The 25,368-nt window shown below is 38.5% G+C and carries 22 protein-coding genes; 8 read left to right on the top strand and 14 right to left on the bottom strand.

Annotation, left to right across the window (positions count from 1 at the left end; all coding sequences use genetic code 11):
- Nucleotides 1-12 precede the first annotated feature (12 nt).
- From AC1EU2_RS14275 to AC1EU2_RS14260, 4 genes are all read right to left on the bottom strand, one after another.
- Nucleotides 13-747: an SDR family NAD(P)-dependent oxidoreductase gene (locus AC1EU2_RS14275; protein ID WP_480298946.1), complete on the bottom strand. Its 735-nt coding sequence runs from the start codon at nucleotides 745-747 to the stop codon at nucleotides 13-15.
- A 3-nt stretch (nucleotides 748-750) separates the two neighbouring features.
- Nucleotides 751-1,215 (bottom strand): YchJ family protein, encoded by a 465-nt coding sequence (locus AC1EU2_RS14270; RefSeq protein WP_480298945.1) that lies wholly within the window; start codon nucleotides 1,213-1,215, stop codon nucleotides 751-753.
- Nucleotides 1,212-1,766 (bottom strand): DUF4440 domain-containing protein, encoded by a 555-nt coding sequence (locus AC1EU2_RS14265; protein WP_480298944.1) that lies wholly within the window; start codon nucleotides 1,764-1,766, stop codon nucleotides 1,212-1,214. Before AC1EU2_RS14265 ends, AC1EU2_RS14270 begins: the two co-directional genes overlap by 4 nt.
- A gap of 143 nt (nucleotides 1,767-1,909) precedes the next feature.
- The gene (locus AC1EU2_RS14260; protein WP_480298943.1) at nucleotides 1,910-3,760 is read right to left on the bottom strand and encodes a M2 family metallopeptidase; all 1,851 of its coding nucleotides are present in this window, start codon (nucleotides 3,758-3,760) and stop codon (nucleotides 1,910-1,912) included.
- 451 nt (nucleotides 3,761-4,211) lie between these two features.
- On the opposite strand from AC1EU2_RS14260, the gene psrA reads away from it, so the two are divergent.
- Complete coding sequence (gene psrA, locus AC1EU2_RS14255) at nucleotides 4,212-4,850, top strand: TetR family transcriptional repressor PsrA (RefSeq protein ID WP_480298942.1); 639 nt, start codon at nucleotides 4,212-4,214, stop codon at nucleotides 4,848-4,850.
- Nucleotides 4,851-4,868: 18 nt separating this feature from the next.
- Nucleotides 4,869-7,145: an acyl-CoA dehydrogenase gene (locus AC1EU2_RS14250; protein ID WP_480298941.1), complete on the top strand. Its 2,277-nt coding sequence runs from the start codon at nucleotides 4,869-4,871 to the stop codon at nucleotides 7,143-7,145.
- Nucleotides 7,146-7,238: 93 nt separating this feature from the next.
- Here the strand turns inward: AC1EU2_RS14250 and atcC are convergent, their stop codons facing one another.
- Genes atcC through atcJ form a run of 4 tightly spaced genes read right to left on the bottom strand, consistent with a single transcriptional unit; the run spans nucleotide 7,239 to nucleotide 9,697 of the window.
- Nucleotides 7,239-8,138, bottom strand: coding sequence for a cold adaptation protein AtcC (gene atcC, locus AC1EU2_RS14245; RefSeq protein WP_480298940.1), 900 nt, complete (start codon nucleotides 8,136-8,138; stop codon nucleotides 7,239-7,241).
- Between the two features lie 10 nt (nucleotides 8,139-8,148).
- A complete protein-coding gene (gene atcB, locus AC1EU2_RS14240; RefSeq protein ID WP_480298939.1) occupies nucleotides 8,149-8,907 on the bottom strand; it encodes a cold adaptation protein AtcB in 759 nt (252 codons plus the stop codon).
- Nucleotides 8,907-9,395 (bottom strand): cold adaptation protein AtcA, encoded by a 489-nt coding sequence (gene atcA, locus AC1EU2_RS14235; RefSeq protein WP_480298938.1) that lies wholly within the window; start codon nucleotides 9,393-9,395, stop codon nucleotides 8,907-8,909. The genes atcB and atcA overlap by 1 nt, the downstream gene beginning before the upstream one ends.
- 20 nt (nucleotides 9,396-9,415) lie before the next feature.
- Nucleotides 9,416-9,697, bottom strand: a complete 282-nt coding sequence (gene atcJ / locus AC1EU2_RS14230) for a cold adaptation protein ActJcold adaptation protein ActJ (RefSeq protein ID WP_480298937.1) — start codon at nucleotides 9,695-9,697, stop codon at nucleotides 9,416-9,418.
- 374 nt (nucleotides 9,698-10,071) lie between these two features.
- Here atcJ and AC1EU2_RS14225 point away from each other — a divergent pair, with 374 nt between their 5' ends.
- A complete protein-coding gene (locus tag AC1EU2_RS14225) occupies nucleotides 10,072-14,238 on the top strand; it encodes an ankyrin repeat domain-containing protein (protein ID WP_480298936.1) in 4,167 nt (1,388 codons plus the stop codon).
- Nucleotides 14,239-14,278: 40 nt separating this feature from the next.
- Here the strand turns inward: AC1EU2_RS14225 and AC1EU2_RS14220 are convergent, their stop codons facing one another.
- The 3 genes from AC1EU2_RS14220 to radD are packed head-to-tail and all read right to left on the bottom strand — an operon-like array spanning nucleotide 14,279 to nucleotide 16,911.
- Nucleotides 14,279-14,827, bottom strand: a complete 549-nt coding sequence (locus tag AC1EU2_RS14220) for a DUF2165 family protein (protein WP_480298935.1) — start codon at nucleotides 14,825-14,827, stop codon at nucleotides 14,279-14,281.
- Between the two features lie 43 nt (nucleotides 14,828-14,870).
- Nucleotides 14,871-15,128 carry a GrxA family glutaredoxin gene (locus AC1EU2_RS14215; RefSeq protein WP_480298934.1) on the bottom strand — a complete coding sequence of 86 codons (258 nt, stop codon included), beginning with the start codon at nucleotides 15,126-15,128 and terminating at the stop codon, nucleotides 14,871-14,873.
- Nucleotides 15,129-15,174: 46 nt separating this feature from the next.
- Nucleotides 15,175-16,911 carry a DNA repair helicase RadD gene (gene radD, locus AC1EU2_RS14210; protein WP_480298933.1) on the bottom strand — a complete coding sequence of 579 codons (1,737 nt, stop codon included), beginning with the start codon at nucleotides 16,909-16,911 and terminating at the stop codon, nucleotides 15,175-15,177.
- Nucleotides 16,912-17,182: 271 nt separating this feature from the next.
- On the opposite strand from radD, the gene AC1EU2_RS14205 reads away from it, so the two are divergent.
- Nucleotides 17,183-18,172, top strand: a complete 990-nt coding sequence (locus AC1EU2_RS14205; protein WP_480298932.1) for a hypothetical protein — start codon at nucleotides 17,183-17,185, stop codon at nucleotides 18,170-18,172.
- Nucleotides 18,173-18,201: 29 nt separating this feature from the next.
- Here the strand turns inward: AC1EU2_RS14205 and acs are convergent, their stop codons facing one another.
- A complete protein-coding gene (gene acs / locus AC1EU2_RS14200; RefSeq protein WP_480298931.1) occupies nucleotides 18,202-20,145 on the bottom strand; it encodes an acetate--CoA ligase in 1,944 nt (647 codons plus the stop codon).
- Between the two features lie 195 nt (nucleotides 20,146-20,340).
- Between acs and AC1EU2_RS14195 the strand changes: the two genes are divergently transcribed.
- Complete coding sequence (locus tag AC1EU2_RS14195; protein ID WP_480298930.1) at nucleotides 20,341-21,933, top strand: ABC-F family ATPase; 1,593 nt, start codon at nucleotides 20,341-20,343, stop codon at nucleotides 21,931-21,933.
- 51 nt (nucleotides 21,934-21,984) lie between these two features.
- Here AC1EU2_RS14195 and AC1EU2_RS14190 read toward each other — a convergent pair whose 3' ends face one another.
- Together AC1EU2_RS14190 and rssA are read right to left on the bottom strand one after the other, a co-directional pair.
- Nucleotides 21,985-22,797: a mechanosensitive ion channel family protein gene (locus AC1EU2_RS14190; protein ID WP_480298929.1), complete on the bottom strand. Its 813-nt coding sequence runs from the start codon at nucleotides 22,795-22,797 to the stop codon at nucleotides 21,985-21,987.
- 64 nt (nucleotides 22,798-22,861) lie between these two features.
- Nucleotides 22,862-23,779 (bottom strand): patatin-like phospholipase RssA, encoded by a 918-nt coding sequence (gene rssA, locus AC1EU2_RS14185; protein WP_480298928.1) that lies wholly within the window; start codon nucleotides 23,777-23,779, stop codon nucleotides 22,862-22,864.
- A 156-nt stretch (nucleotides 23,780-23,935) separates the two neighbouring features.
- Between rssA and AC1EU2_RS14180 the strand changes: the two genes are divergently transcribed.
- The 3 genes from AC1EU2_RS14180 (at nucleotide 23,936) to AC1EU2_RS14170 (ending at nucleotide 25,347) form a co-directional block, all read left to right on the top strand.
- Nucleotides 23,936-24,313, top strand: coding sequence for a GFA family protein (locus AC1EU2_RS14180; protein ID WP_480298927.1), 378 nt, complete (start codon nucleotides 23,936-23,938; stop codon nucleotides 24,311-24,313).
- A 10-nt stretch (nucleotides 24,314-24,323) separates the two neighbouring features.
- The gene (locus tag AC1EU2_RS14175; protein WP_480298926.1) at nucleotides 24,324-24,704 is read left to right on the top strand and encodes a VOC family protein; all 381 of its coding nucleotides are present in this window, start codon (nucleotides 24,324-24,326) and stop codon (nucleotides 24,702-24,704) included.
- 472 nt (nucleotides 24,705-25,176) lie between these two features.
- Nucleotides 25,177-25,347 (top strand): VOC family protein, encoded by a 171-nt coding sequence (locus AC1EU2_RS14170; RefSeq protein ID WP_480298925.1) that lies wholly within the window; start codon nucleotides 25,177-25,179, stop codon nucleotides 25,345-25,347.
- The last annotated feature ends 21 nt before the right edge of the window (nucleotides 25,348-25,368 follow it).

The raw sequence follows: 25,368 nt of genomic DNA, 5'->3' as shown, positions 1-25,368 counted from the left end.
GCTAAGTTTAGGCTACTGAGTTGTATAGCCACCATCAATGACTTGTAAGCTACCGGTAATGAACTTGGCTTTATCTGAAGCTATAAATAGCGCATATTCTGCAACTTCTTCAGGTTGCCCAAGACGATTAGCAGGTTGTAAAGCCGCTTCTTCTTTATGAATTTCATTTTTGTTTGCTCCTGACTCATCACAGTATCTATTAATCGCCGAGTGGTAGAGCGGGGTCTCTATTGTACCGGGACAGATGGCGTTGGCACGAATGCCAAATGGTGCATAATCTAGTGCCGTAGTTTTCGCTATCGATGCGAGTGCTGTTTTAGTTAGGTTGTATGCGAATGAATTATTCTTCGCAATAAGCGCTTGATCGGATGCAATAAGCAGAATATTACCATGATTCATTGCTTTCATATTGGGTATTACGGCCTTAATTGTGGCAATAGCACCTTTTACGTTCAAATTGAACAATGCATCAAAATCAGCTTCAGAGGTATTCTCAATATTGGCAGATATATGCTTACCAGCATTTAAAATAACGGTATCGATATTGTATTTATTTGATAAGTCTTCAACGCATTGGGTTACTTCATCAAACTTAGACATATCACAGTGATTGTACTCGCCAAACTCACCAGGCTTTATGTCTAAGTTCAAAACCAAATAATTATTTTCTTGGAAAAGCTTACAAATAGCTTCTCCGATACCAGAGCTACCACCTGTTACTAAACACACTTTACTCTTCGTATTCATATTTTAAGCCCCACAACATTTCTTAAATTTTTTTCCGCTATTACAAATGCATAAATCATTGCGCTTAGGGGTGGGTACTTTTAAATGCTCACCATCTGTGTAATACCAAAGTCCGTTTCTTTTTTGGAAATTAGATTGTTCATGAATAGCATCGAGCTGCCCATCAGCTTTGAACCAAGCGATAAACGTTACTGTACCTGTATTTTGTGATTCTGATGAGTTAATGACATTTAAACCAATCCACTCAGGGTGAGGAGGTTTAGAAAGCTCTTCTACGCTTCTCGCTTGCCAAAAATCTTCAGCATGGGTATCCATTAGGTATTGAAACTCTTTTAAGACGAAAGCGGTGTAGCGGGAACGCATGAGTTGTTCTGGGGTTTGAGCTACAGCTTTCTTTAAATGAAGAGGCTGACAGCAGTTTTGATATTCTTTTTCAGAACCACATGGGCAATGTGTTGACTTTGTCATTTCTTGATCAGTTTTAAAGGTTTCGTATCAGTATAAAATAACCCAGGTTTAGACTCTGCACCAAAATAAAATGCCGGTTTGGCCTTATTGTTCATTTCAGTAATCCACTGCCAGTCACCATTTTTCGTCGGTTTACTGATCACTAAAAATTTACCAGAGAACTCTGAAATTGGTTGTTCAGTATGATCAGCTGGGATAAACCGTATTAAATAATAACCGATATCGGTAGCTCTATCAGATGAAATATCACGACTAATGATTCTAAAGCCAACACTCACTTTTGCATTTTTATGCTTAATGCGATTAAAGAAACGTTGATAAATGAGGTCGATATCTTCTGAGCCTATAATTAAGTCATCACTTTTTTGTTCAGGAATGTAAATCGCTGTTTTGTTATATACAGGTTGAATCAGGTCTGCATTAAGTTGTTTGAATGCATTAATAAAATGGCTGTAAGTGGCATTAATCTTTTCATTTATTTCACTTTTATCGTGAGCATAACCAATGGTTGGTATGAAAAAAAGACTAATAAAAACAAGAAAAAAACGCATAGATAATCTTTGAAAATCGAAATTAGTGTCACTATAAGCCAAACAGCCGCTTTGCAATAGAAATTAATATTTACAAAGTGTGTCAGATTGCAAAAGTCCATAAGCCCAACGGAGTGGGCTTATAGACTTACATCATTTACTTATTACCATCCGCATTGGTTGTTTTGGGCTTTGTTTTGCTCATCTAACCAAACTTTAAGTGGTGCAAAGTAATCAAGAACGGCTTTTGCGTCCATATCTTTAGTGCCAGTTACGACTTCAAGCGCTTCTGGCCAAGGTTTACTTGAACCCATTTCTAGCATCGTATTCAGTTTCTCACCAGCCTCTTTGCTACCGTAGATAGAACAACGGTGAACGGCACCTTCATCACCAGCAATTTCACATAATGCTTTATGGAACTGGAATTGTAAGATGTGTGCTAAGAAATAACGAGTATATGGTACGTTACCTGGAACATGGTATTTCGCACCTGGATCGAAGTAAGCTTCACTACGTGCAACAGGTGCCTGAACACCTTGATATTTTTGACGCAACTCCCACCAAGCTTTGTTGTATTCAGATGGTTTAATTTCACCATTGAATACTTTCCAACGCCATTGATCAATCATTAAGCCGAAAGGCATAAATGCTACTTTATCAAGAGCTTGACGAAGTAGAAGACCAATATCTTTTGACTCGTCAGGAACTTCGTTTAGTAGTCCAATTTGCTTCAAATACTTAGGTGTAATTGATAACGCAATAGTGTCACCAATCGCTTCATGGAAACCATCGTTTGCACTGCCTTTGAAGATATGCGGTTGATTTTTATAGGCACGCTGGTAGAAATTGTGACCTAATTCATGATGGATTACAGTGAACTCTTCAGCTGTCTTTTGGATACACATCTTGATTCGAATATCATCAAGGTTATCTAAGTCCCATGCCGAAGCGTGACAAACTACATCACGATCTTGTGGCTGAGTGAATAAAGAACGAGTCCAAAATGTTTCTGGTAGCGGTTCAAAGCCTAGAGAAGTAAAGAATCCTTCGGCCTGCTTAACCATTTTCTTTTCGTCATAGTTATTATCAGCAAGAAGTTTGGTTACGTCATACCCTGGATCGCCATTTTTTGGAGAAACTTCATTGTAAATGTTACCCCAGCTTTGTGCCCACATGTTACCAAGAAGGTGAGCTGGTATTGGCCCGGTTTTTCCTACTACATCATCGCCGTATTTTTCGTTCAGCTCGCCACGAACATAACAGTGCAATGAATCGTATAAAGGTTTTACCTGTCCCCATAAGCGATCTAACTCATCAGAGAATGCTTGTGGTTCCATGTCGTATTGGCTACGCCATAATTCTGAAAGGTCTTTAAAGCCTAAATCTTGTGCGCCTTCATTCGCCAGTTTGATTTCATTTTCAAACAATGGACGCATAGGCTTTGAGATTTCACGCCAACCCTTCCACACTTCAAGAAGTTTAGCAGGATCGCGTGATTCAGCCATAATTGCTGATAGTTCAGGTAACGTCATGCAGTTACCATCTTGGAAGCAGTACTTACCTTTGCCGTACATACCGTTCAGTTCAGCACTGATTTGAGCAAGTTCAGCATTCTTTTTAGGATCTAAAGGTGCTGGTAATACGAGGCTTGTTCTTAACGCATTTAATTTACGTTCATCTACAGCACCTAAAGGTAGGCCTGCATATTTTGCTGATTCAGTTGCGAACTTAACCGAATTAGCTGTGTATTTTTCACCTACTGCAGCGGCTAGGGCAGCAGTATCTTCAGTAATAAAATTACTGTAAATCCATTCAGCACGGCTTGCTTCAACAGAAAGATCGGCTAATTGTTGCTCTGCATCGTTAATAAAGGCTTTACCATCAGCTACTGTTGGTTTCGCATCTACTTTTTTAGTGTCAGCTTGGGCTGTTTGCTCATTACCACACGCACTTAGACCAAGTGCTAATGCAATAACAAGAGACAACTTTGCTGGTCTCTGGTTATAGAATTTCATCAGTTATGACTTCCTGTTTAATTGAGAGGTCGTTCCCAATTAACTATTTCGAGTTGCTGTTGTAGATTTTTTGTTTGTTCAAGGCGACGAATGTGAGGTGTAGTGACTCTACATAAGCATTCGACAACACCGAAGAAACAAAAAATATACACAGCCCTGCGGGTTACGCTTAAAATTAGTAAACTCTTCGTTACTTATCATTCATTTAGTTCACTAAACTTCTATCTTCGTGCCTTGATTTTACTAATTTTAAGCAGTAACAAATCGAAATGACTAATTTGGAACGACCTCTAGTTTACCTAAAATTAACCAAATTTGCATCGTAGTAGCATGAGTTTAAATTTGAGTAACAAGTCACTGAGATTGATTTTATTATTGTGATCTTGATTGACTTTAGAGGATTTAAGCAGTAATTTTAAACGAGTGTTTAAAATAAAGAATGGGTCATGGAATGGCAACAAGACAAGACACAAAAACCAAAATTCTCAATGCCGCTGAAAAGCTGTTTGCAGAGCGTGGTTTTTCTGAAACTTCCTTAAGACTTATCACCAGCAAAGCAGAAGTTAACTTGGCTTCAGTCAATTATCACTTCGGTTCAAAGAAAGAGCTAATTCGTGCTGTTTTAGCACGATATTTAGACTTGTTTATGCCAACAGCTTCACAAGCAATTGGAAGCTTAGATAAACAAAACTCTACTCTTGACGATGTTTTTTCGTGCTTAGTTCAGCCTCTGCTTGATATGAATCAGTTGCATGAACAAGGTACCAGTAATTTTCTTCAGCTTTTAGGTCGAGGATACTTTGAAAGCCAAGGTCACTTACGCTGGTTCATCACGACACATTATCAAGAGCCTTTAATGAAATTTGTTCATGCTGTCCAAGCTTGTGCACCTCATATTCCTGCCGCTGAAATGTTTTGGAGACTACACTTTACGTTAGGAACTGTCGTTTTCACTATGGCGTCATCGAATGCACTAGTTGAAATTGCAGAGTCAGACTTTAATGAAAAGAATGACATTGAAGCCGTGATAAGAAAAATGATTCCCTACATGGCCGCTGGCGTATCAGTTCCAGTGGCTAAAACAAACTAACTGGCAAAAGGTTTTGCTATGACTATTGTAGTACTGCTAATTGTAATCATCGCCGTTATCTTCGGCGTTAGAAATTTGCGGATGAAGTTGGTCACACGACCAGCCTTCAGTTTTTTTAAGAAAGTACTTCCACCTTTATCTGACACAGAAAAAGAAGCTATGGAAGCGGGCGATGTGTGGTGGGAAGGTGAGCTCTTTAGAGGTAAGCCTGACTGGAACACGCTACATAACTTTGGACGTCCACAACTAAATCCAGAAGAAAAAGAATTTATTGATAATCAAGTTAAGACGGCCATCAGCATGATGGACGATTACGATATTGTTCAAAAACGTCGTGATTTGCCGCCAGAACTTTGGAATTACTTCAAAAAAGAAGGCTTTTTTGCGCTCATTATTCCTAAAAAATATGGGGGTAAAGAGTTTTCTGCCTATGCTAATTCGACAATCGTATCTATGTTGGCAACAAGAAGCGTCAGTGCTGCGGTTACCGTTATGGTACCTAACTCGCTTGGCCCAGGGGAACTATTAACTCACTATGGTACTAATGAGCAACGTAACCATTGGTTACCACGCCTAGCTGAAGGTAAAGAAATTCCATGTTTTGCTCTCACAGGCCCAGAGGCTGGTAGTGATGCAGGAAGTATTCCTGATGTTGGTATCGTTTGTCGTCGTGAGTTCGAAGGTGAAGAAGTTCTTGGTTTATCATTAACCTGGAATAAACGTTACATCACACTCGCACCAGTTGCCACTGTTCTAGGCTTAGCTTTCCAAATGCGTGACCCTGATAATTTACTGGGTGACAAAAAAGAATTGGGTATTACGTGTGCCTTAATTCCGACAAGTCATGAAGGTGTTGAGATTGGAGATCGTCATGATCCAATGGGTCTGGCATTTATGAATGGTACGACGCATGGTAAAGACGTATTCATTCCATTGGATTGGATAATCGGTGGCCCACAATATGCTGGTCGTGGCTGGAGAATGTTAGTTGAATGTTTGTCAGCGGGCCGCGGTATTTCGTTGCCAGCGCTCGCAACAGCATCAGGTCACTTAACCACTAAAACGTCAACAGCCTACAGTTATGTGCGTAAGCAGTTTGGTCTATCCATTGGGCGTTTTGAAGGTGTGCAAGAAGCGTTAGCAAGAATCATTGCGAACACTTATCAACTTGAAGCAGCAAGACGGTTAACGACCACAGGTATTGATTTAAAGGTTAAACCATCAGTTGTAACAGCTATAGCTAAATATCATATGACTGAACTGGGCCGTAAAGTCGTAAATGATGCTATGGATATTCAATCAGGTAAAAGTATTCAGCTCGGACCTAAAAACTATCTGGGTCATGGTTACATGGGGCTGCCGATCTCCATTACGGTTGAAGGGGCAAACATCCTTACTCGTTCTTTGATGATTTTTGGTCAAGGTGCAACGCGTTGTCATCCATATGTTATTCCTGAAATGGAAACGGCGATGATGGAAGATAAGTCTGCTGCATTAGACCGTTTCGATAAATTATTGATGGGTCATATTGGTTATGCGCTTAGAAACGCCGGTTCAGCTTTTGGTCATGCATTAACGGGGAGCCGATTAGCTTCAAGCCCTGTAGCGGGTGAAACGCAGCAATACTATAAAGATATGACTCGTATATCAGCTGCTTTAGCTTTTGTTACTGACGTTGCCATGCTGATTCTCGGTGGTGATTTAAAGCGTAAGGAAATGTTGTCTGCACGTCTTGGTGATGTGTTAAGTCAATTATATTTAGGCTCCGCCACACTCAAAATGTTCGAAGATAATGGTCATCAACAAGATGATTTGCCAGTTGTGCATTATGTGATGCAAGAGCGTTTGCATTTGGCTGCTAAAGCGATGCAAGATGCGATTCGTAATTTCCCTAATAAGCCAGTTGCTTGGGCATTAAGAGCTGTGATTTTCCCACTAGGAAATCGTTTTAAGCTGCCATCTGATGACTTAGCATCAAGTTTGGCAACTGCAATGCAACAGCCAAGCCCTGCTAGAGAACGAATTACGTTCTTAAGCACAAGTTATGAGGGCGATAATGGTGGTGTAGCAGAAGTCGAAAACGCATTCTTAGCTCAATATGAATGTCGTCACCTATTTAAGAAAATCGCTGAAGCTCAAAAAGAAGGCAAAGTTAAACGTAAACTGAGAGGCATGATGTTGTTTGATACTGCTCTTGAAAATGAGGTAATTAATCAAGATGAGTATGAGCAACTTAAACAGGCTGATGAAATGCGTTTAGCTGCGATCAATGTAAATGATTTTAAGAAACTGTAAAACCTAATTAAAAATATAGAGATATAAAAAATCCGATATTTATTATCGGATTTTTTATGTTCGGTAAAGTATGAAAATGACTTTGGCTATAGATTATAGAAAGGGATCAATAGGCCAGCCAATTAATCCAACCATACCTTGCTTATGCTCCATTCGCTCAAGCTTTTCAGGCGTTGCGCCTTTAATCATTTCTTCTCGATACTTCTGAGCAAATTTGATTGTGTTTACAATTGAACTGGCAAAGTGGCGATTCAAGTCGGTACGAATGGTCTCTTGAAGTTGCTCTGGTAAGCTTTCAAGGCTTCTTTCAATCAACTCTTTAATAAAGTCTTCTTTTAACCAAGCCGCTTCAAATTCTAACTCAGGTAACTTTTTCTTAAGGCCTTTTTTGACCTTAGCTTGTCCACCGCAAAGAATTTGATAAACGATTGCCTCAGCAAACATCTCTTCAATACTTAGGCATTCAATTGGGTCATAAACAGGGTTAAAGAAAAATAAACTTTTTACCGCTTCAGCTGCTTGTTCTTTTTGATGTTCTTTTAAAGCATCTTGATAAATATCCCAGCCTGCCCACTCGTCATGATCTGCAGGGCAAGAAACGGTTTCAAGTAATCGTTGTTCAACTTCACCGTAGATTGACTTGATGTTGATTAACTTATACTTGCTCACCGTTGCAAGCATCGTCCAACCTTTCTGAAACGACTTTACGAGTCCATCAGGTTTTTTGAGCAATAATATTGCTTTTACTTGGTCTTGATTGGCTAATGCCATCAGCCCTAAGCTAGCTACGCCAATAACATCTTGAGCTGCTTGCTCTAACAAGTGCATTTTGTACTTGTTATAGAACTTATCTGCCAACTTTAAACTCATCAAAATGGCTTTCTTCTTGATATCGGAGAGTTCAGTTTCAGATAAAATCTCTTCTTCAGCTGCAAATCTCAGTGCTTTAAGAAGAAAAGGACCCTGATTCGGGTCACGTAATACAATTTGCATTTATGACCTCTTAGTCAAGAAAGCTGAACATGTCATCAACTTCTGAGTATTCGTCTTGCTCTTCGTTCTTTTCTTTAGCTTGAGTAACCACTTCTGAAACGAATTTACCGATGACGACTTGCCAATTTGAAGACTGATTGCGTAATAAGCTTTTGATGGCCTTTTCAACGTCTGGAGCTAATTCTTTAATTAACGCAAGTAAGCTTTTTGGATCATCAATCTCTAGACTGAGTGCTTCTTCGCTCTCAGTTCTATCCGTGTATCCAACTGTGGTACCATCATCTTCATCATCAAATACGTCTGCGATGTTGTTTGATAGGTCACCTTCCTGAGGGGCTAGAATCAATTCAATAAATGGAATCGATAAATAAAATAGTGCTGCTGGCTCTTCAGCTAAACATTCTAAAATAGCAGTTTGTTTTTCAGCATTTGGTTGCACACGTATCAAGTAAGTTAAGAAATCAAAGGTTTGAGTTGCAAGTTCGTCTGCGTTAGCTTTGATCTTTTCTTCCCAATACAAAGGCTGCTGACAAACGATATCTCTGATTTGCTCAGGAGTCATCAACTCAGACATAATTGAAGGGCAAGAAATATCGTGTTCACTGTTTATTTGAGTTAGCGTCACAATATCCATTTGTTCAATGACTTCAACGAGCTGTTCGTCATTCATCGTATTTGCGACCAACTCAAACTTTTTACTTGCTTCTTTTGGCTCTACGTCAGCGAGTTGCTTAATTTCTTCAGCTGTTAGTTCTATCAGACTGTTCATTAATAATCCTCGTTTGCATCGTATTGGTCAGAATAATCGTCAGATTCACTCTCATATTCATCAAAATCAGACTCAGATTCATCTGTTTGAGAAACGGTATCATCGATCATTAACATAAATAGTACTGCACAGCTTTGAATGAGCAGTGATTCAGAGTGATTTCTTACAGCTTTAACTAAAGGTATATCTTCATTGTTAAACGCAATACTGATCTTAAATTCATCCCAAGTTGGCAGGATATTCTCACCTATCCAAGTTTTCCATTGTTGATGAACTGAATCTGGAAATCGTACATTTCCGAATAGTGCGACAGGTAAATACTCTGGTAATGAAGACAGCATGCCAGGATCTGCTAACAGTACTTTTTTCATTTGATTAGTATAACCGCTCAAAGCATCTGGAGTGTCAGGGTCTTGGTATGACTCAATATTTTCCCATGCGTCTTGCTTCAACTGCTTTACATACGCTAAATCTAATTTGTTGCTCATTAATAAACTCTATATATACATTAAAAGTAGCTATTCCAAAGCTCACTCATGGCTTCATTTGGATTTTTAACAACTACGTTTTTAAAATCATTGATAAATGCTTTTCGTGACTTTGAGTCTGACAAAACATCATAAGCAGCTTGAATTCGATGAAGTAAAGCAGCAGCTTCTTCCTTTTCGTCATCAGAAGCATTGATAAGTTTATCTGGGTGATACTTATTGGAAAGGCGCTTGTAAGCCTTTTTAATTTCATCATCTTTAGCATTTGGCTTAATGCCAAGAACGCTGAAATGGTTAATCATTAAATGACCTTAAGGTTAGTTAACTCAGGATATGGAAGCTCGGTAAAAGAAAATACCGCAAAGAGAGAATTATACCTCTGTATGAGGAAGATGCAATTTTAAAGACCATAATGAACTTTAACTTTCTTGAATGTTAACTCGAATTAACTGCAATTAAGGCCACTCGTTATCTATAATTATATGTAGTTATAGATAACGTCATGTTTGAAGTAAGGTCACAGAGAAAATAGTTTATGGGTGGAATAACTGGAAGCAGTTCTCAAGAATCGCATCAAAGTAGTCTATCATTTCTTGAACCAAACCAATTTCAAGAAAGTGTTCAGATTGATGCTTTAGAAACCTCTCATGCTGAGCGAGCATCAGAGAGTTTACTGTTGCGTGTTGGTGTTGCCCCAAAACCTTTTGAACCATCCCATTCACGAATTGCTGAAAATAAATCTCCCAATGTTAGCCATCAAGACTCATCCAGTGTATTTCTTTCAGAACCAAACTTAGGTGATTTACCAGATTCTGAAACAAAACAGCATTTAAGCTCAATGGCTCGCTCTGAACACCACTTTAGTAAATTGCTTTTACAAGTGCCCCCTCACAAAGCCTCTTTGATTGAGCAAAGCTACAATTCTGCATTTAAACAAGTACAAGCTGGTTTTCCTGCTCGCCCGTTGGAAGCACATAGCCGACTATTTGTTCAATTTTGTGAGCTGTTGTCTAATGAAGGTATTCCTAACGAGATAAAGCAAGATGCCCTAAAACAATTTGTGTTTTTTATTGAGCAAGGTGAATTTGAACCTGAAGGAAAGCAGTCCACATCTTTGTCTCTTCCTGTAATGCTTCTTCATGCTGAAGCTGAAGGGAAGAGAGATGTCTATGAAAAAGTACTAGAGACAGCTTTTTGTGATGTTACTAATTCTCTACAAAAATCTATTGAAGATCGCTGTACGGAAAAAACAAAAGCGGTTGCTAGAGAACTAGGGTTAAGCGATGACAGAATGCAATCATTCTTGCCAAAACTATCTGTTGCGAAAATACCTTCAGCAGAGCATTCAAAAATAGTTGAACAAATCAAACTTCATATTTCAGCTCAAAGAGTATTTGCAACTCTATGTCAAGGACACCCCCCTGAAGCTGTATTACAAAGCTACTGTCCATCCATCGAAGGTGCAGCTCCGTGTCGAAGTTTTCTTCTCACTAGAAATGGTGAGCATAAATGTAACCTAGAAGTACATGCAGGTGCTTATTGTGTTGTTGATGATGCTGGGAGGCAAAGGGAGTTACAAATTCAAGACTTCAAGAGTTTTGACTTCAAATCATTACCAGATTCGATGCAAATGTATGAAGGACAGAAATTAGTTAAAAGTATATCAACAGTCGATGATGCGTTAGCTTTTGATAAATTAGTACTTTCTAAAATGCCGGAGTCAACATTAAAACAGCAATTAAGCCTTCAGTTTGATCAATGTATAAAGGAATTTGAAGGTTACCATCACCATAAATGTATGGATGAGCTTAAGCAAGTAAAAACGTTGGAAGAATTTGTTGAATTCACAAATAAACTTGAAGGGACTGGTAAGCTAACGACTGAAGAAAGAAACCATGTAGAAAGTGAACTTAAACAAAAGCTGTTCAAAAGTGCACAAAAGAAAGAATTTGGCTGTAATGAAGATTTTTCTTGGTTAAAAAGTAGCAGTGATAAAAGAGTTTCATTTGCAGAAGATATTGGAGTAACGCCTAAGGAAATGTTAGCAGACTTGCAAACTTCATCAGCGTTTGCTCGATTGATCAACGAAAGCATTGAAGAGTTCACTTTGACAGAAAAGCTGCAACTACTCAATGAAGCTCTCTTTGACCCTAGGTGTTCAGAACAAAACCGATTCAAAAGAATTTGTACTGAAAAACTAAGTTTTGATTGGGATGATTTAGCTAAGCAATATGACGTAGGGCTCGAAGTCATAGCTAAAAGTATTTCAGATCAATTGAAGGAAGTTTCAGAACAGTTGAAGCAAGCTTCAGGTGGGTCGAGAGGCGCTGAGACTTTTAAAAGGACAAAAGAGCTAGAGCAAAAAATTTATAAATTACAAACTATGCAAAGAAGTTTGGGGGAAGCAATTGTATCTCATGTAGTGGGTGGTGTTAAACCTGAGGATGCTTTTGAGATTTCTAAAACATTATCTGAACATGTGTTAGTGAAATTAGTTGATGGACAAACTAGGTATGAAATTGATGAAGCTATTCAGAAAAAAATAGCTCAAGCTATAGACTTAAAGAAGATGTCTAATAACGATCTGTTCGACGTAGTTGTAAAATGCGAAGACCGTGAAATGCTCCTTCGCTTAGATCGTGAAGTTAAAGATGCAGTTACAAAATCACGAATACATAGCATGCTTGTATCAAAATTTAATTTTCATGTCGCTTCAAAGGAAGATCTACGTAAGCCGGATTATATAAACAAGTGCTCGGTTGAGGAACTGAAACTTATGTTTCCTAAATCAACTTTAGATCAAGTTCTTATGGAGAGCGTGGGTGAACCTAAAGGTTCGGAAAAACGGTTGAGTGAGGATGCTGTTAGAAAATTGATCAAAGCTGGTGCTGATGTTTCCAAGGTTGATCCTGTTAGCCAATGTTCTCCACTTTTAAAAGCTTGCATGCTTAATGATTCTGAGATGGTAAGAATAATGTCAGATGCAACTGGTGCTCGTTTCGCAAATCAAGTTGACGCAAAAGGAAATAGTGCTCTTCATTACTGTGCTCGTTTTGGTTCTTTTGAAACATTGAATGAACTTATGAAAATTCCTTCATATTATAAAATGTTGACTGATCAGAATGAAGATGGCTTAACTCCACTTCAATTAGCAATCGAGTACAAAGGGTTCAATGAGTTCTATGAGAAAATTCCACAAAAGTATAGGGGAATCACTCATAGGCCTATTGATGGTAATCCTTTATGGATTACCGCTAAACCTTCAGATGAAAAACCATCGAGTTTGAGATCACTGATCAGACAACCTGTAAAATTTTTGAAAGGAATTATAGAAAGAGTAAGCGCTAAATTATCGAGTCAAGAGACAAAAAGAGCAAAATATTATTCTGATCTATCAGGAAATAGCAAAGATGGCTTTAAATTAGAGGCACGCTCTGAATCTGATGGCGATGTTCCTGAAGTTACTGTTGAAACACCTGAAAGAAAAGAAGAGTCTGATGCACAAAGAGAAGCTCGGGAGCGCCAAAATATAAACTCAGCTTTGAAATTAACAAATGTAGAGCCTAAACAAGAAGAGCAGACTTCTTTGGCAATGGTTGCTGGAGGTGAGAAGTCAGAATTTATTAATAAGCTTGAAAGATATAACTATTTAGAGGGAATTGAAAAGATAAGCCTTGAAGGAGCTACCATGCTGCATTTGGCTTTTTTGCAAAAGGATTATGAGCTGGTAGAACAGTTAATGAGAGAGCCATTTGCCTTTGATATTAATTCTCCATTTAAAGATGGAAGAACTTTACTCCATAAGGCGATTGATGAAGGTAACTTAGAAGAAGCTACTATCTTGATGAGATTAGGAGCTAATGCTGATATTAGAAATAATCATATGAATACCGCTAAAGATTTACTCCCTGATTTAGTCAATAATTGTGCTCGTTCTGGTAACATTGATGGAGTTAAGCAATTTTTAACTGGTGATTTAGCTTTAGATGTTAATACTCAAAGTAAAGAAGATAGGAAGACAGTTTTACATGCCGCAATAGAAGGGGGACATCCTGAAATTATAGATTATGTGATGTCATTAGAGCCTGATTTAAGTATAAAAGACAATAAAGGTCGACCACCATTATTTTCTGTTATGGGTAACAAGAACGCATTTCATCATATTGATTCAGTATGTCAAAAGTTTGGTAAAGCAGGGAGCGAACGAATTACGGCTAAGTATCGTGACGTTATACATCAATATAGAAAATTAGTTGGGATTGAAGTTACTAAGGAGCTTGTTACAACTGATGAAAGAGGCAATGACATTACTATGCACTCTGCAGAGTTTGGAAATGACCATGCGGTGGATAGATTTACAAAGCAAGGAATCATATCAACTAAAAAGAATAAGGAAGGGTTATCGGTTTTACATTTAGTTGCTGCAAAAGGTTTCCGCTCAGAAGTTGAAACTATCCTCCGTCATTATGAAAGAAGATCACAAAGCGCATTCAGTCAACGAAATATGGATTATTTGGAAACTATTTATAACATTCAAACTCAAATAATTGATGATATTGATAAGCATCGTTCTGAAATTGGCAATGGAACTATAGAGGTGAAGAACTTAGTTTTGAAGTCAAGAGCTGAGATTGCCAATTTGATTAGTCGACTAAGAGATAGGTTAAAACATGAGGGAAATGTTGAAGCTCCAGAGTTGAAAGGACCTGTTTTATTAGAGGAATATACAACCAAAGAAGTCGATAAGAGACCATTTTGGAAACAGGTGCTAGGATTAGAAGGAGCCGATAGTGAATATCAATCAACAGATGATGTTGTTCATGCTCCCAAAATATCAAGCTGATTTATCTATTAGATAAATACAAATGAATGATAGCGATAGCTTATTCATTGTTAAAGGATATATAACACATACCTATGAGTATAACCATTGAGATGTTATAAGCAGATTGTTGCCCAGTCCATTTATTCGCCCACATAGCAAACCATTCTGATGCGATAACAGCCATTCCTAAATACCAGACGGCAATTCCAACAGTACCGCCAATCAAAAATATGGCTTTTCCATTTTTAAATTTATCAGTCTTTATATGTTTGAACATAACTACTGATGCAGTAAGGCAAATGATTCCAGCGGCAATCTCGAACAAAATGATTACCCAATAAAAGAAAATATGTGCTGATTCATTGGTAATCGCTCGCCATTCAATTTCTTTGCCGTCATACCAAGGGTGAAAGGTGTCCATAGATAGAACATGTATAACAAATTGATAGTTGGTATTAAAATCCAAGATATTATCTAGACCAACAATAAAAGCAAATAGACCAATGGAGAGTGCTATAAAGGTCTTTGATAATCTAACTGCAAGTTGATAATTCATCATGGTAATGAAATTTTGGAATGATGAATTGAGTATAGAAGTTTTACACATAAAAGCTCAGCATTATCGCTGAGCTTTATAAGAATTTTTAGTGCTAGATTAAATTGTTTGTACGGCAATATTGTTCATACTCAGTGCAACCACCAACATGATTACCATCAACCAATACTTGAGGTACTGTGCGCACAGGAACATTTAATTTTTCGCTTAACGCTTCTTTAGAAATACCTTCAGCAATCATATCAATATACTCAAAGCTAAAGTCTTGCTTAGCTTTTGTTAAATGCTCAGAAATTTGAATTGCTCGTGTGCAGTAAGGGCAGCCTGAACGGCCGTAAATTGTAACTTTCATTATTTGTCCTTTCACTTTTTGTAGCCGCTTTATATCACAGCTCTTATTACATGTCTTTTTCTATCTGATAACGACCGGAATAATCAAAATAACTTTCCACCCATTGCCAAAATTTTTTGTTCTTTTTAAGCAGTATTAAATCTGGTTTTCTAAATTTATCCACTTCTTCAATAATTTGCTCAGGTTTCTGATATTGAGTGTGTAATACACCGGGTGTTTTTGTGTGTGGAAATACAAACAGAGCATACAATGCTTTAATTTGGCCTTTAGTCTCCATCTTAAACTTGCGGACAAAATCATTACCTTCAATATCAATATATTGAACCTTTAAAATTGAGCCCTCAGCGAGCAATAGCATATCTTGTACTTTGAATAAGTGATGATGTTGATTGGTCAGCACTTGCTTTAAGCGCTTATCTGGATCGATTAAGGTCGAATCACATACTTGGCAAACTCTGGCTGCAATATCATTTTCACTGCCACAATCTGGGCAAGATTTAGACCGAAATCGAAACTCACATTGGGTTTCTATATCATTAATTTCAATTAAGCCCTGACAGCGACGACCAAAGTGTTCAACTAAATCACCGTCATTATCGGTTATTCCCCAAAATGTATTAGCAAAATTACACACCGGGCAGTGAACTTGAACGGGAACAGATTTTGAGTTTGGCTTGGCTTGACCAACCTCAGGAAAATACAGGTCATAGCCACTCGCCGCATAATCAATAACAAGACAATCGTCTTTGTTGTCTGCTAGACGAAGTCCACGGCCAACCATCTGCTGAAATAAGCTCACCGAAGCAGTAGGGCGTAATATTGCAATAAAATCCACATGCGGAGCATCAAAGCCTGTAGTCAGCACTGATACATTCACAAGAAACTTAAATTGTTTCGTTTTGAACTGTTTAATGTATTTATCACGATCTTCTGTAGCAGTATCAGCAGTGATCAATACCGCATCATCTTCACTTAAATATGACAATACCTCTTGTGCATGCCGCACGGTTGCAGCAAAAATGATTACGCCTTCTCGACTTTTGCTTAGCTCAACAATCTGCTTTGTGATTTGCTTGGTTGCTCTACCTGCGCGAGACAAAATGGAATTAACTTTTGCTTCGTTGTACTCGCCATTTTCAGTCGGCGTGATAATACTGAAGTCGTATTGTGCTGATACACCATCTAACATCTTCGGTCGAGTTAAATAACCTTTTTTAATCAATGGGCGCAACGGTAGCTCGAAAATGCATCTTTCAAATATTGGATTTTCAGTATTTCCCACTTTCCCGTGATAATGATTTCGATAAATCCAACCAAGACCAAGACGATAGGGCGTTGCAGTAAGACCAAGCAAGCGAATACTCGGATTAACTTCTCTTAAATGAGCCAATAGCATTTGATATTGGCTTTTCTCATTCAGACTAACTCGATGGCATTCATCAATAATGACTAATGAAAATGGTTCAGAAAATTGTTTTGGTGCTCGTGCCGCTGATTGGACGCTGGCAACAACCGTTTTTGCTGAAGATTGTTTCTGTTTTAAGCCTGCAGAATAGATGTCGGCATCTACAGTAAGTAAACCTACCTTTTCAGCGTTTTGTTCAACTAACTCCTTCACATGAGTCAGAATTAAAACTCGACCTTTGGCTATTCGCGCCAATTCAGCAATGACAATACTTTTACCTGCGCCTGTTGGTAACACAATAACTGCTGAATTCTTTGAATCTCTAAAATGAGAAATAGCGGCATCAACAGAGTCTTGTTGGTAATCTCTTAGTTTCAAACGAGTTATTTAGATAAGTTAAGATGGCTGAACTTTATCATAAAGCGCCATATGTTCCCTTAATTTTTGATGATAGCTGAATCAGTATTTTAATAATACCAATTACAGTAATTGGTATAAGTTGTAGTATAAGTTTAATGAACAATAAATAATCAATGGTTAACTGTACATTCAATGCGGGATTTTTTAAGGTTTTAATAAGTAGTTGTTATTTAGGCCAATAATGCATTTGAGCTTACCTTTATTTCAAATGGCATTAAAGGAGGCTCATTTGAACCGACTGGAATCGATAGTATCGCACCCAATGGCGATAAAACTAAATGAATCGATATCAAAAACCCCCATATCACCTGGGAGATCGGCCTATGGCGAAACACTACTGTTTCTGGCTGATTTAAAAACGGCTGAGTGGCTTACTGATGGCCACAACTATGTAGCTATCTCTCGAATCAAAGGGTACTTGGGAGAACATTTCGAGCGTTTTTTTGATGAAAGAAAAACATCGACAGGAGATACAACGATTTCATGGAAAGGCATAGGTGATGCAAATTCAGAATTATTCCAACAATTCACCATTCATCATAAATTAATTTCTAAACAAGAATTCGCATTTGCAGACGAATGGTACAAATTTATCAGATGCCACATATCTAACAAACGAAAGAAAAAATGTGATGCTTTACTGTATGAGGAATTGATGAGTAAATGGATGAAACTTCATATATCAGAAGCTACAGTCACTCAGTCGGGTCAGACTTGTGCAATTGCTTCTCCACAAATTGAAGCCACTCGAGAAGTACTATATTTTGATTATATGACGGAGTTTAAAAGTGTAGATTCGACACCAAGCCCTGTCTGGAAGCTATATATCGAAATGTCTCTTAATTTTATACAAAAAAATAAATTATCGACCACTTCAATTCCACAAAGCTCTGAAAAGGTTAAAAAACAACTCGAGAAACATTATTCTGTACTTGTGTCTGATGAATCTTCAGCCAACGACTTTTTAAGATCCTATGCTGATGCAAAACGACTACTTATGGAACATTTCTCGAACCTTGATAAATCATGCGCAGGAAGTAACCTTGTATCGATACGAGACTATTCAAAGAATGTTGTTGATTTTAGAATGTTGTTTCCTGTTTTTGGTCAAAAAACTTCCAAAATTGCAGAGGGTTTAGTGAGAAAGCGATCAATCTTAATTCAAGATATTACGGGGTTTGATCAAGAAGAATTACAGTTGCTTGGTGTTTTAAGTTAGACCAAGCAACTGGAGTTGATTTTTTAGTATTATTTTCGATTTTTTATCAATTCTTCAATAACTGAAGCATCAGCTAAAGTAGACGTATCACCCAAATGTTCAAATTCATTCGCTGCAATTTTTCGTAAAAAACGACGCATGATTTTGCCACTACGGGTTTTAGGTAAATTTGGAGCCCACTGAATAATATCTGGGACGGCAATTGGACTGAGATGTTTACTGACATACTTTTTGAGCTCACGCATTAAATCTTCGGTCGGTTCGCTGCTATGAGTTAACGTGACATAAGCGTAAATACCTTGTCCTTTGATATCATGTGGATACCCGACAATAGCAGCCTCAGCGACATTCGGGTGAGCCACTAATGCACTTTCAATTTCAGCTGTACCTAAGCGGTGACCTGACACATTGAGGACATCATCGACACGACCTGTGATCCAATAATACCCATCGGCATCTCTGCGTGCGCCATCACCAGTGAAATATTTGCCTTTAAAGGTTGAGAAATAAGTTTGACCAAAGCGCTCATGATCTCCATAAACGGTTCGCATTTGTCCCGGCCAAGAATCAGTAATGACTAAATTGCCTTCTGCTTCACCGACAAGCACATTGCCTTCGTTATCAACCAGCTCAGGTTTAATTCCGAAAAAGGGTAAAGTTGCAGAGCCGGGTTTCGTTGTGGTTGCATAAGGCAGTGGTGTGATCATGGCGCCACCGGTTTCAGTTTGCCACCAAGTGTCTACAATCGGGCAATCGTCTTTGCCTATATTTGAATAGTACCAACGCCAAGCTTCTGGGTTGATGGGTTCACCAACGCTTCCAATTACTTTTAAACTTGAACCATTATATGCATCAAAGTGATGTTCTCCCTTTGCCATTAATGCTCTGATAAGCGTTGGTGATGTGTAGAGAATATTAACTTGGTGGCGGTCAATAATTTCGCCTAAACGCGCGGGTGATGGATAGTTAGGTACACCTTCATGCAGGATAATGGTCGCTGCATTAGCTAGAGGCCCGTAAACCATGTAGGTATGGCCTGTAATCCAACCAACATCAGCCGCACACCAATAAATATCATCTGGCTGATAATTAAAAACGTATTCATGCGTCATTGATGCGTAAACAAGATAACCACCGGTTGTGTGTAAAACGCCTTTTGGCTTGCCAGTTGAACCTGATGTATAGAGTAAAAATAATGGTGCCTCAGCATCCATGATTTCAACAGGACAGTCTGATGATTGATTGGTAATTGCATTATGCCACCACACATCTCTGTCAGTATTCCATTCAACATTGGCTCCTGTTCTTTGATAGACAATTACGGTCTTAACTTGCTTTGAGTCATCAAGGAGTGAGATTGCTTCATCAACATTCTCTTTTAATGGAATATGTTGGCCGGCACGAACGCTTTCATCAGCAGTGATGATGAGTTTAGAGTTTCCATCAGTGACTCTTGCTGCAATGGCATCTGGTGAGAAACCCGCAAAAATCACTGAGTGTGGAGCGCCAATTCGAGCGCAAGCCAGCATGGCGATCACCGCTTCTGGAATCATAGGCATGTAAATGGTGACCACATCACCTTTATTTACGCCTTGGCTTTTCAATGTGTTGGCAAATTGACTGACTTTTTGATGCAGTTGTTTGTAAGTAATTCTTTGTTGTTGATTCGCATCATCACCTTCCCAAATGATGGCTACCTTGTCGGCATTTTCATCTAAATGTCTATCTAGGCAGTTGTCACAGGCATTCAGCTGTCCATCATAAAACCATTCAATGGAGAGCGACTCTATATCGTAGTTTGTCGATTTGACTTGGGTGTAGGGTTTAGTCCATCTTAATCTTTTGCCGTGTTCCCCCCAAAAAGCCTCAGGGTTTAAAATGGATTCTTGATAAAGTTGTTGATACCTAGCGGAATCCATATTTGCTGTTTCAGCCAGAGCTTGATTCGGAGGAAAAACTTGTAGGGTATTCATTGGCTTTCCTTTAGCTTGTTTAACTGAAGTTTTATGCGTTCTTTGATTTAACATCGCCTGTTTTTAAAACAGTTGCAAGCCGAAATTGTGCAGACCTATTGTAACATCTGGTGGAATAGCTGATTAAAGCGTATACTTCCGCCCATAAAATTATGGCACTTCGCCAGTTCAAACTTACATATCTGGAAATTAAGCGTGATCACAACAGCTAATATCACAATGCAATTTGGCTCTAAGCCATTGTTTGAAAATATCTCTGTTAAATTTGGCGGTGGAAATCGCTATGGTTTAATTGGAGCGAATGGATGTGGTAAATCAACATTCATGAAAATCCTTACGGGTGAATTAGAACCAACATCAGGTAATGTATCCATTGATGTTAATGAACGTATGGGTAAATTAAGCCAAAATCAGTTTGGGTATGAAGAATATTCGCTGATTGATACTGTTGTGATGGGACATGCTGAACTTTGGGAAGTCAAAAAAGAGCGTGATCGCATCTACTCACTTCCAGAAATGTCGGAAGAAGATGGTATTAAAGTCGCTGATTTAGAAATGCAGTTTGCTGAAATGGATGGTTATTCGTGCGAATCTCGTGCAGGTGAACTTCTTTTGGGTGTAGGTATTGAAGTTGATACTCATTTTGGTCTGATGTCTGAAATCGCACCGGGCTTGAAATTACGTGTTCTGCTAGCACAAGCACTGTTTTCTGATCCTGATTTACTGCTTCTCGACGAACCGACCAACAACTTGGATATCGATACAATCCGATGGTTACAGGAAGTTCTGAATCAACGTAACAGCACAATGATCATCATTTCGCATGATAGATACTTCTTAAACTCAGTTTGTACACACATGGCTGATTTAGATTATGGTGAGTTGAAGATATTCCCAGGCAATTATGATGAGTACATGATGGCAGCGACACAAGCTCGCGAGCAAATGATGTCTGATAATGCCAAGAAAAAAGCACAAATTGCCGAGCTGCAAACGTTCGTTGCTCGTTTCTCTGCTAACGCTTCTAAAGCGAAGCAAGCGACTTCTCGTGCGAAACAAATCGATAAAATTAAACTTGATGAGATTAAACCTTCAAGCCGTGTAAACCCGTTTATTCGCTTTGAACAAGAAAAGAAATTGTTCAGAAATGCGTTGGTACTGGAGCAACTTTCTAACGGTTTTGATGAGTTGCTATTCAATAAATTAGATTTAATTGTTGAAGTGGGCGAAAAAGTAGCCATTCTTGGTGAGAACGGTATTGGTAAAACAACCTTACTGAGAACTTTGGTTCATGATTTGCCACAGAAAGATGGTTTAATCCAATGGTCTGAAAACGTTAATATTGGCTACTACGCACAGGATCATGAAGCTGAGTTTGCTAATGACATGACATTGTTTGACTGGATGAGTCAATGGCGTAAACCAGAAGATGATGATCAATCAGTACGTGGTTACTTAGGCAGAATGTTATTTGGTTCTGATGACATTAAAAAGTCAGTAAAAGTGCTCTCTGGTGGTGAAAAAGGCCGTATGATGTTTGGCAAGCTTATCATGCAAAAGCCAAATGTCTTAGTGATGGACGAACCAACGAACCACATGGATATGGAATCCATTGAATCGTTAAACAATGCACTTGAGATGTATGAAGGTACATTGCTGTTTGTGAGTCATGACCGTGCATTCGTTTCGTCACTTGCTAACCGTATTTTAGAAATGACACCTAAAGGCGTTCAGGACTTCAAAGGTAGCTACGATGAATTCCTTACCAGTAAAGGCATTGAAGGTTAACTAACTCTTCATTGAGTGTGTTCTACAATAGGACACACTCTTACCTTTTACTTAGTTTTTTAAATGAACATCCATTTGTGGGAATGGAATATTAATTTCTGCCTTATCAAACTCCAGTTTTATCGTTTCAAGTAATTCAAAACGAACATTCCAGTAATCGTCTGCGTTAACCCAAGGTCTTACAATAAAATTAATGCTTGAATCAGCCAGTTCAGATACTGCAACTTTGAATTCAGGTTCTTTTAGGATTCGACCATCATCATTGATAATTTGAATGAGTAAATCTTTAGCTTTCAGTAGGTCACTGTCATAGCTAATACCAATCACTAAATCAATTCTTCGAGTGTCTTCTTTTGAGTAGTTAACGATAGGTGAACCCCAGATTTGTGAGTTCGGGATGAGCACAATTTTATTATCAGGAGTATTGAGTTCAGTATAAAACAGTTCAATTTTTCTGATGGTACCAGCTTTTCCTGCAGCCTCGATGTAGTGCCCAGCTTTAAAAGGACGCAATACCGATATTAGAACGCCAGAAGCCAAATTTGCTAAAGAGCTTTTAAGTGCTAATGCAATGGCTAAACCAGAGGCACCGATTACTGTAATAAAGGTTGATGTTTGAACACCTAAATTGGAAAGAGCGCTTATAAAACTTAAAACGATGATGCCAGCGAAGACTATGTCGGCAAGAAAGATACTGATAGCAGCATCCATTTTCTTTTTTTCATTATATTTGATGACTTTTTTCTTAAGGTATTTAGCCAGTTTGTATCCTACAAATAAAATAATAAAAGCAATAATAATATTTGCGGATAAATCCCACAGGTTTTGTGAGTTGGCGTCTAGCCAAGTGAGTAGCGTTTCCATGTTCACCTCAATAAGTTATTTCTTCGTCGAAACTGTTAATGACCATTATTACAAGATGGTTAATTTATGATATCTCGTAATCATGAATTTGTTCTTTGATGCCGCATAAGTCCATGATTCTTTTTTGTGCATTTTGTGTCACTATCACGCCTTCATCTATCGCTTCTTGTGCGTGACTAAAATCAAACATGCCAATATCGTTGACTCTCGGTGATAATAAAATATCTGGTGGGTCACCAGCCATGCGGCTACGAGTGATTCGGTCCTGCATAATATTAATTGAAGCGGTAATGACTTCCAGTAATCCAGGATGCTCATCTTTATTTTTATGCAAATTGGGTGTCAGCCAATTTTTTACGATTTCAATTTTACCGAGGTCGCGCTTCTCATCTGTATCATCCGTTTTTGGTTCTGGAGTTTCAAAGAGTGCGTGGCGTCCAACAAGTTGCGTATTTAAATCAACAGCAATGACGACATCTGCACCAAGAGCTCGACAAAGCGATACCGGAACAGGATTCACTAGACCTCCATCTAGCAACCATCGGTCTTCATGAAGTACAGGATTAAATAAGCTCGGAAATGTGCACGAAGCTCTTATTGCGTCCAAAACAGGGCCATTTCTCAGCCAAATTTCTTGCCCTGTACCAAACTCTGTCGCCACTGCACCATAATGACAAGGTAAGTCTTCAATGGCAGAGCAAATGCCAACTTCTCGGAAAAAATTAATCAGTTTATCGCCTTGCAGGAGGCCACCTGAAAGGTTGATATCAACAAAAGATAAAAGCTCTTTCCAATTAAGGTGGGTTACCCAATCTTCCAGTTCTGTTAGATGGTTAGTTGCGTAAGCAGCCCCAACAAACGAGCCGATGGAACTACCAGCAATGACATCGACTTTTACTCCCATGGATTGAAGCTGTTTTAAAACACCAATGTGTGCCCAACCTCTTGCAGCACCAGAGCCTAACGCAATGCCTACTTTCATTATTTCTCCGTGGTAATAGCAAACATAATTCTAAGATATCACAGCCTCATCAGTATTTTAAGGTCAGGTTAGACCAGAGGCTTTTGAAAATTAGCACTTTAATATTTCTTTATATTTTATTAAGTTAAAACATTATTTTGATAAAAGTGTAATGAAATGGATTTTAAACATACTCACACAGCACACTGTCATTGTGGCGAAGCTCAATTGTTGCTTAACTTACCTAATGGTTTAGAAGAACTCCGACGATGCAATTGTTCTATGTGCAGTAGAAGAGGGGCTATCGTTGCTTCTGTTCCACTGGAAAATTTAAAAGTCACAAAAGGCGATGAATACCTCACCTTGTATCAGTTTAATACTCATACAGCTCAGCACTTCTTTTGCTCTAAATGCGGTATCTATACGCATCATCAACGGCGATCTAACCCCCACTTATTTGGTGTTAATGTGGCTTGTATTAAAGGCGTTAATCTAGGTGAGTTAGGTGAAATACCTACTGTTGACGGTATTAATCATCCTAGAGATATAGCCTAAAAGGACTGACATGAATCTTAACCAAATTACACTGCCCGTATCTAATATGCCTAAAGCTGTGAGTTTTTATCTTAAGCTAGGTTTTATTCAAATTGTCGATACACCTCATTATGCTCGTTTTCAGTGTCCTGAAGGTAATGCAACGTTTTCATTATCATTGGAAACGGATGATTACAGTAATGGTGCAGTAATCTATTTCGAACACGAAAAACTCGATGAATGGGTCGATGAACTAGAAAGTAGAGGTATTGAGTTTGCCCAGAGGCCGTTAGATGAAAGGTATTTATGGCGAGAAGCGATTTTATGCGATCCTTCTGGTAATAAAATTAAACTATATTGGGCCGGTGAAAACAGGTTAAATCCGCCATGGCGAGTAGGGCTCAAATATTAGGGAAAGATAATGATAAGTAATGTTTTACTGGGTACTAGGGTCTGTTGATCTTTCAGGATTAAATTTTGTGCTATTTTAGCGTTTATCTGTTCAAGGCGTGAGCAGTGAAGCTTAGTCATCTAAGTGAGCTGGTCACAACACAGAACAGTGAACGCTAAAAAGCATCGAAGACAGCGCAAATTGGTCATTTCTACTGCGTTATCGCTTGTTTATTTGGAATAACCAAACCGCACAAGCGCTGCCTTGCATAAAATAACCAATTTATCGCTGCAAAAACAATCACGAAAGATCAACAGACCCTAATGATTTAGCTAAAGCTGAGCTCTTCTATAATGAATTACTTAACCACTTTGAGGCTAAACTGTGCCAAAAGACAGACAGAGCAATATTATGGAAAGCAGAAGCGTTTCCTGTCGGTATTGCGGTTTGTATTCCTCAAAATGGAAAAGCTGCTTCAAATGGCAATGGATGTATGGTTGGGTTAAAAGCACAATCTCGAAACATGGTCGAAAAGGTATATGCTACAGCGTTAGCACTAGGGGGAACTTGCGATGGTACACCTGGTGAAAGAAAACCTGGGGTTTATGCGGCGTACTTTCGTGATTTAGACAAGCATAAGTTTGGTGTTTTTTATTTAGGTTAGAAATGGAACTGGTTGAACACA

This window comes from Parashewanella sp. 2304DJ23-3, from assembly GCF_056591695.1.
The sequence above is the reverse complement of the archived record's forward strand: the minus strand, read 5'-3'. Positions and strand labels throughout refer to the sequence as shown.

Coding starts and splice junctions, on each gene's coding strand:
- AC1EU2_RS14175 (WP_480298926.1), top strand. CDS start 24,324: ATGAATCTTAACCAAATTACACTGCCCGTATCTAATATGCCTAAAGCT.
- AC1EU2_RS14275 (WP_480298946.1), bottom strand. CDS start 747: ATGAATACGAAGAGTAAAGTGTGTTTAGTAACAGGTGGTAGCTCTGGT.
- AC1EU2_RS14170 (WP_480298925.1), top strand. CDS start 25,177: ATGGTTGGGTTAAAAGCACAATCTCGAAACATGGTCGAAAAGGTATAT.
- atcA (WP_480298938.1), bottom strand. CDS start 9,395: ATGAGCAACAAATTAGATTTAGCGTATGTAAAGCAGTTGAAGCAAGAC.
- atcB (WP_480298939.1), bottom strand. CDS start 8,907: ATGAACAGTCTGATAGAACTAACAGCTGAAGAAATTAAGCAACTCGCT.
- AC1EU2_RS14270 (WP_480298945.1), bottom strand. CDS start 1,215: ATGACAAAGTCAACACATTGCCCATGTGGTTCTGAAAAAGAATATCAA.
- acs (WP_480298931.1), bottom strand. CDS start 20,145: ATGAATACCCTACAAGTTTTTCCTCCGAATCAAGCTCTGGCTGAAACA.
- atcC (WP_480298940.1), bottom strand. CDS start 8,138: ATGCAAATTGTATTACGTGACCCGAATCAGGGTCCTTTTCTTCTTAAA.
- AC1EU2_RS14220 (WP_480298935.1), bottom strand. CDS start 14,827: ATGTGTAAAACTTCTATACTCAATTCATCATTCCAAAATTTCATTACC.
- AC1EU2_RS14215 (WP_480298934.1), bottom strand. CDS start 15,128: ATGAAAGTTACAATTTACGGCCGTTCAGGCTGCCCTTACTGCACACGA.
- AC1EU2_RS14250 (WP_480298941.1), top strand. CDS start 4,869: ATGACTATTGTAGTACTGCTAATTGTAATCATCGCCGTTATCTTCGGC.
- AC1EU2_RS14260 (WP_480298943.1), bottom strand. CDS start 3,760: ATGAAATTCTATAACCAGAGACCAGCAAAGTTGTCTCTTGTTATTGCA.
- rssA (WP_480298928.1), bottom strand. CDS start 23,779: ATGAAAGTAGGCATTGCGTTAGGCTCTGGTGCTGCAAGAGGTTGGGCA.
- AC1EU2_RS14265 (WP_480298944.1), bottom strand. CDS start 1,766: ATGCGTTTTTTTCTTGTTTTTATTAGTCTTTTTTTCATACCAACCATT.
- AC1EU2_RS14190 (WP_480298929.1), bottom strand. CDS start 22,797: ATGGAAACGCTACTCACTTGGCTAGACGCCAACTCACAAAACCTGTGG.
- atcJ (WP_480298937.1), bottom strand. CDS start 9,697: ATGATTAACCATTTCAGCGTTCTTGGCATTAAGCCAAATGCTAAAGAT.
- AC1EU2_RS14180 (WP_480298927.1), top strand. CDS start 23,936: ATGGATTTTAAACATACTCACACAGCACACTGTCATTGTGGCGAAGCT.
- psrA (WP_480298942.1), top strand. CDS start 4,212: ATGGCAACAAGACAAGACACAAAAACCAAAATTCTCAATGCCGCTGAA.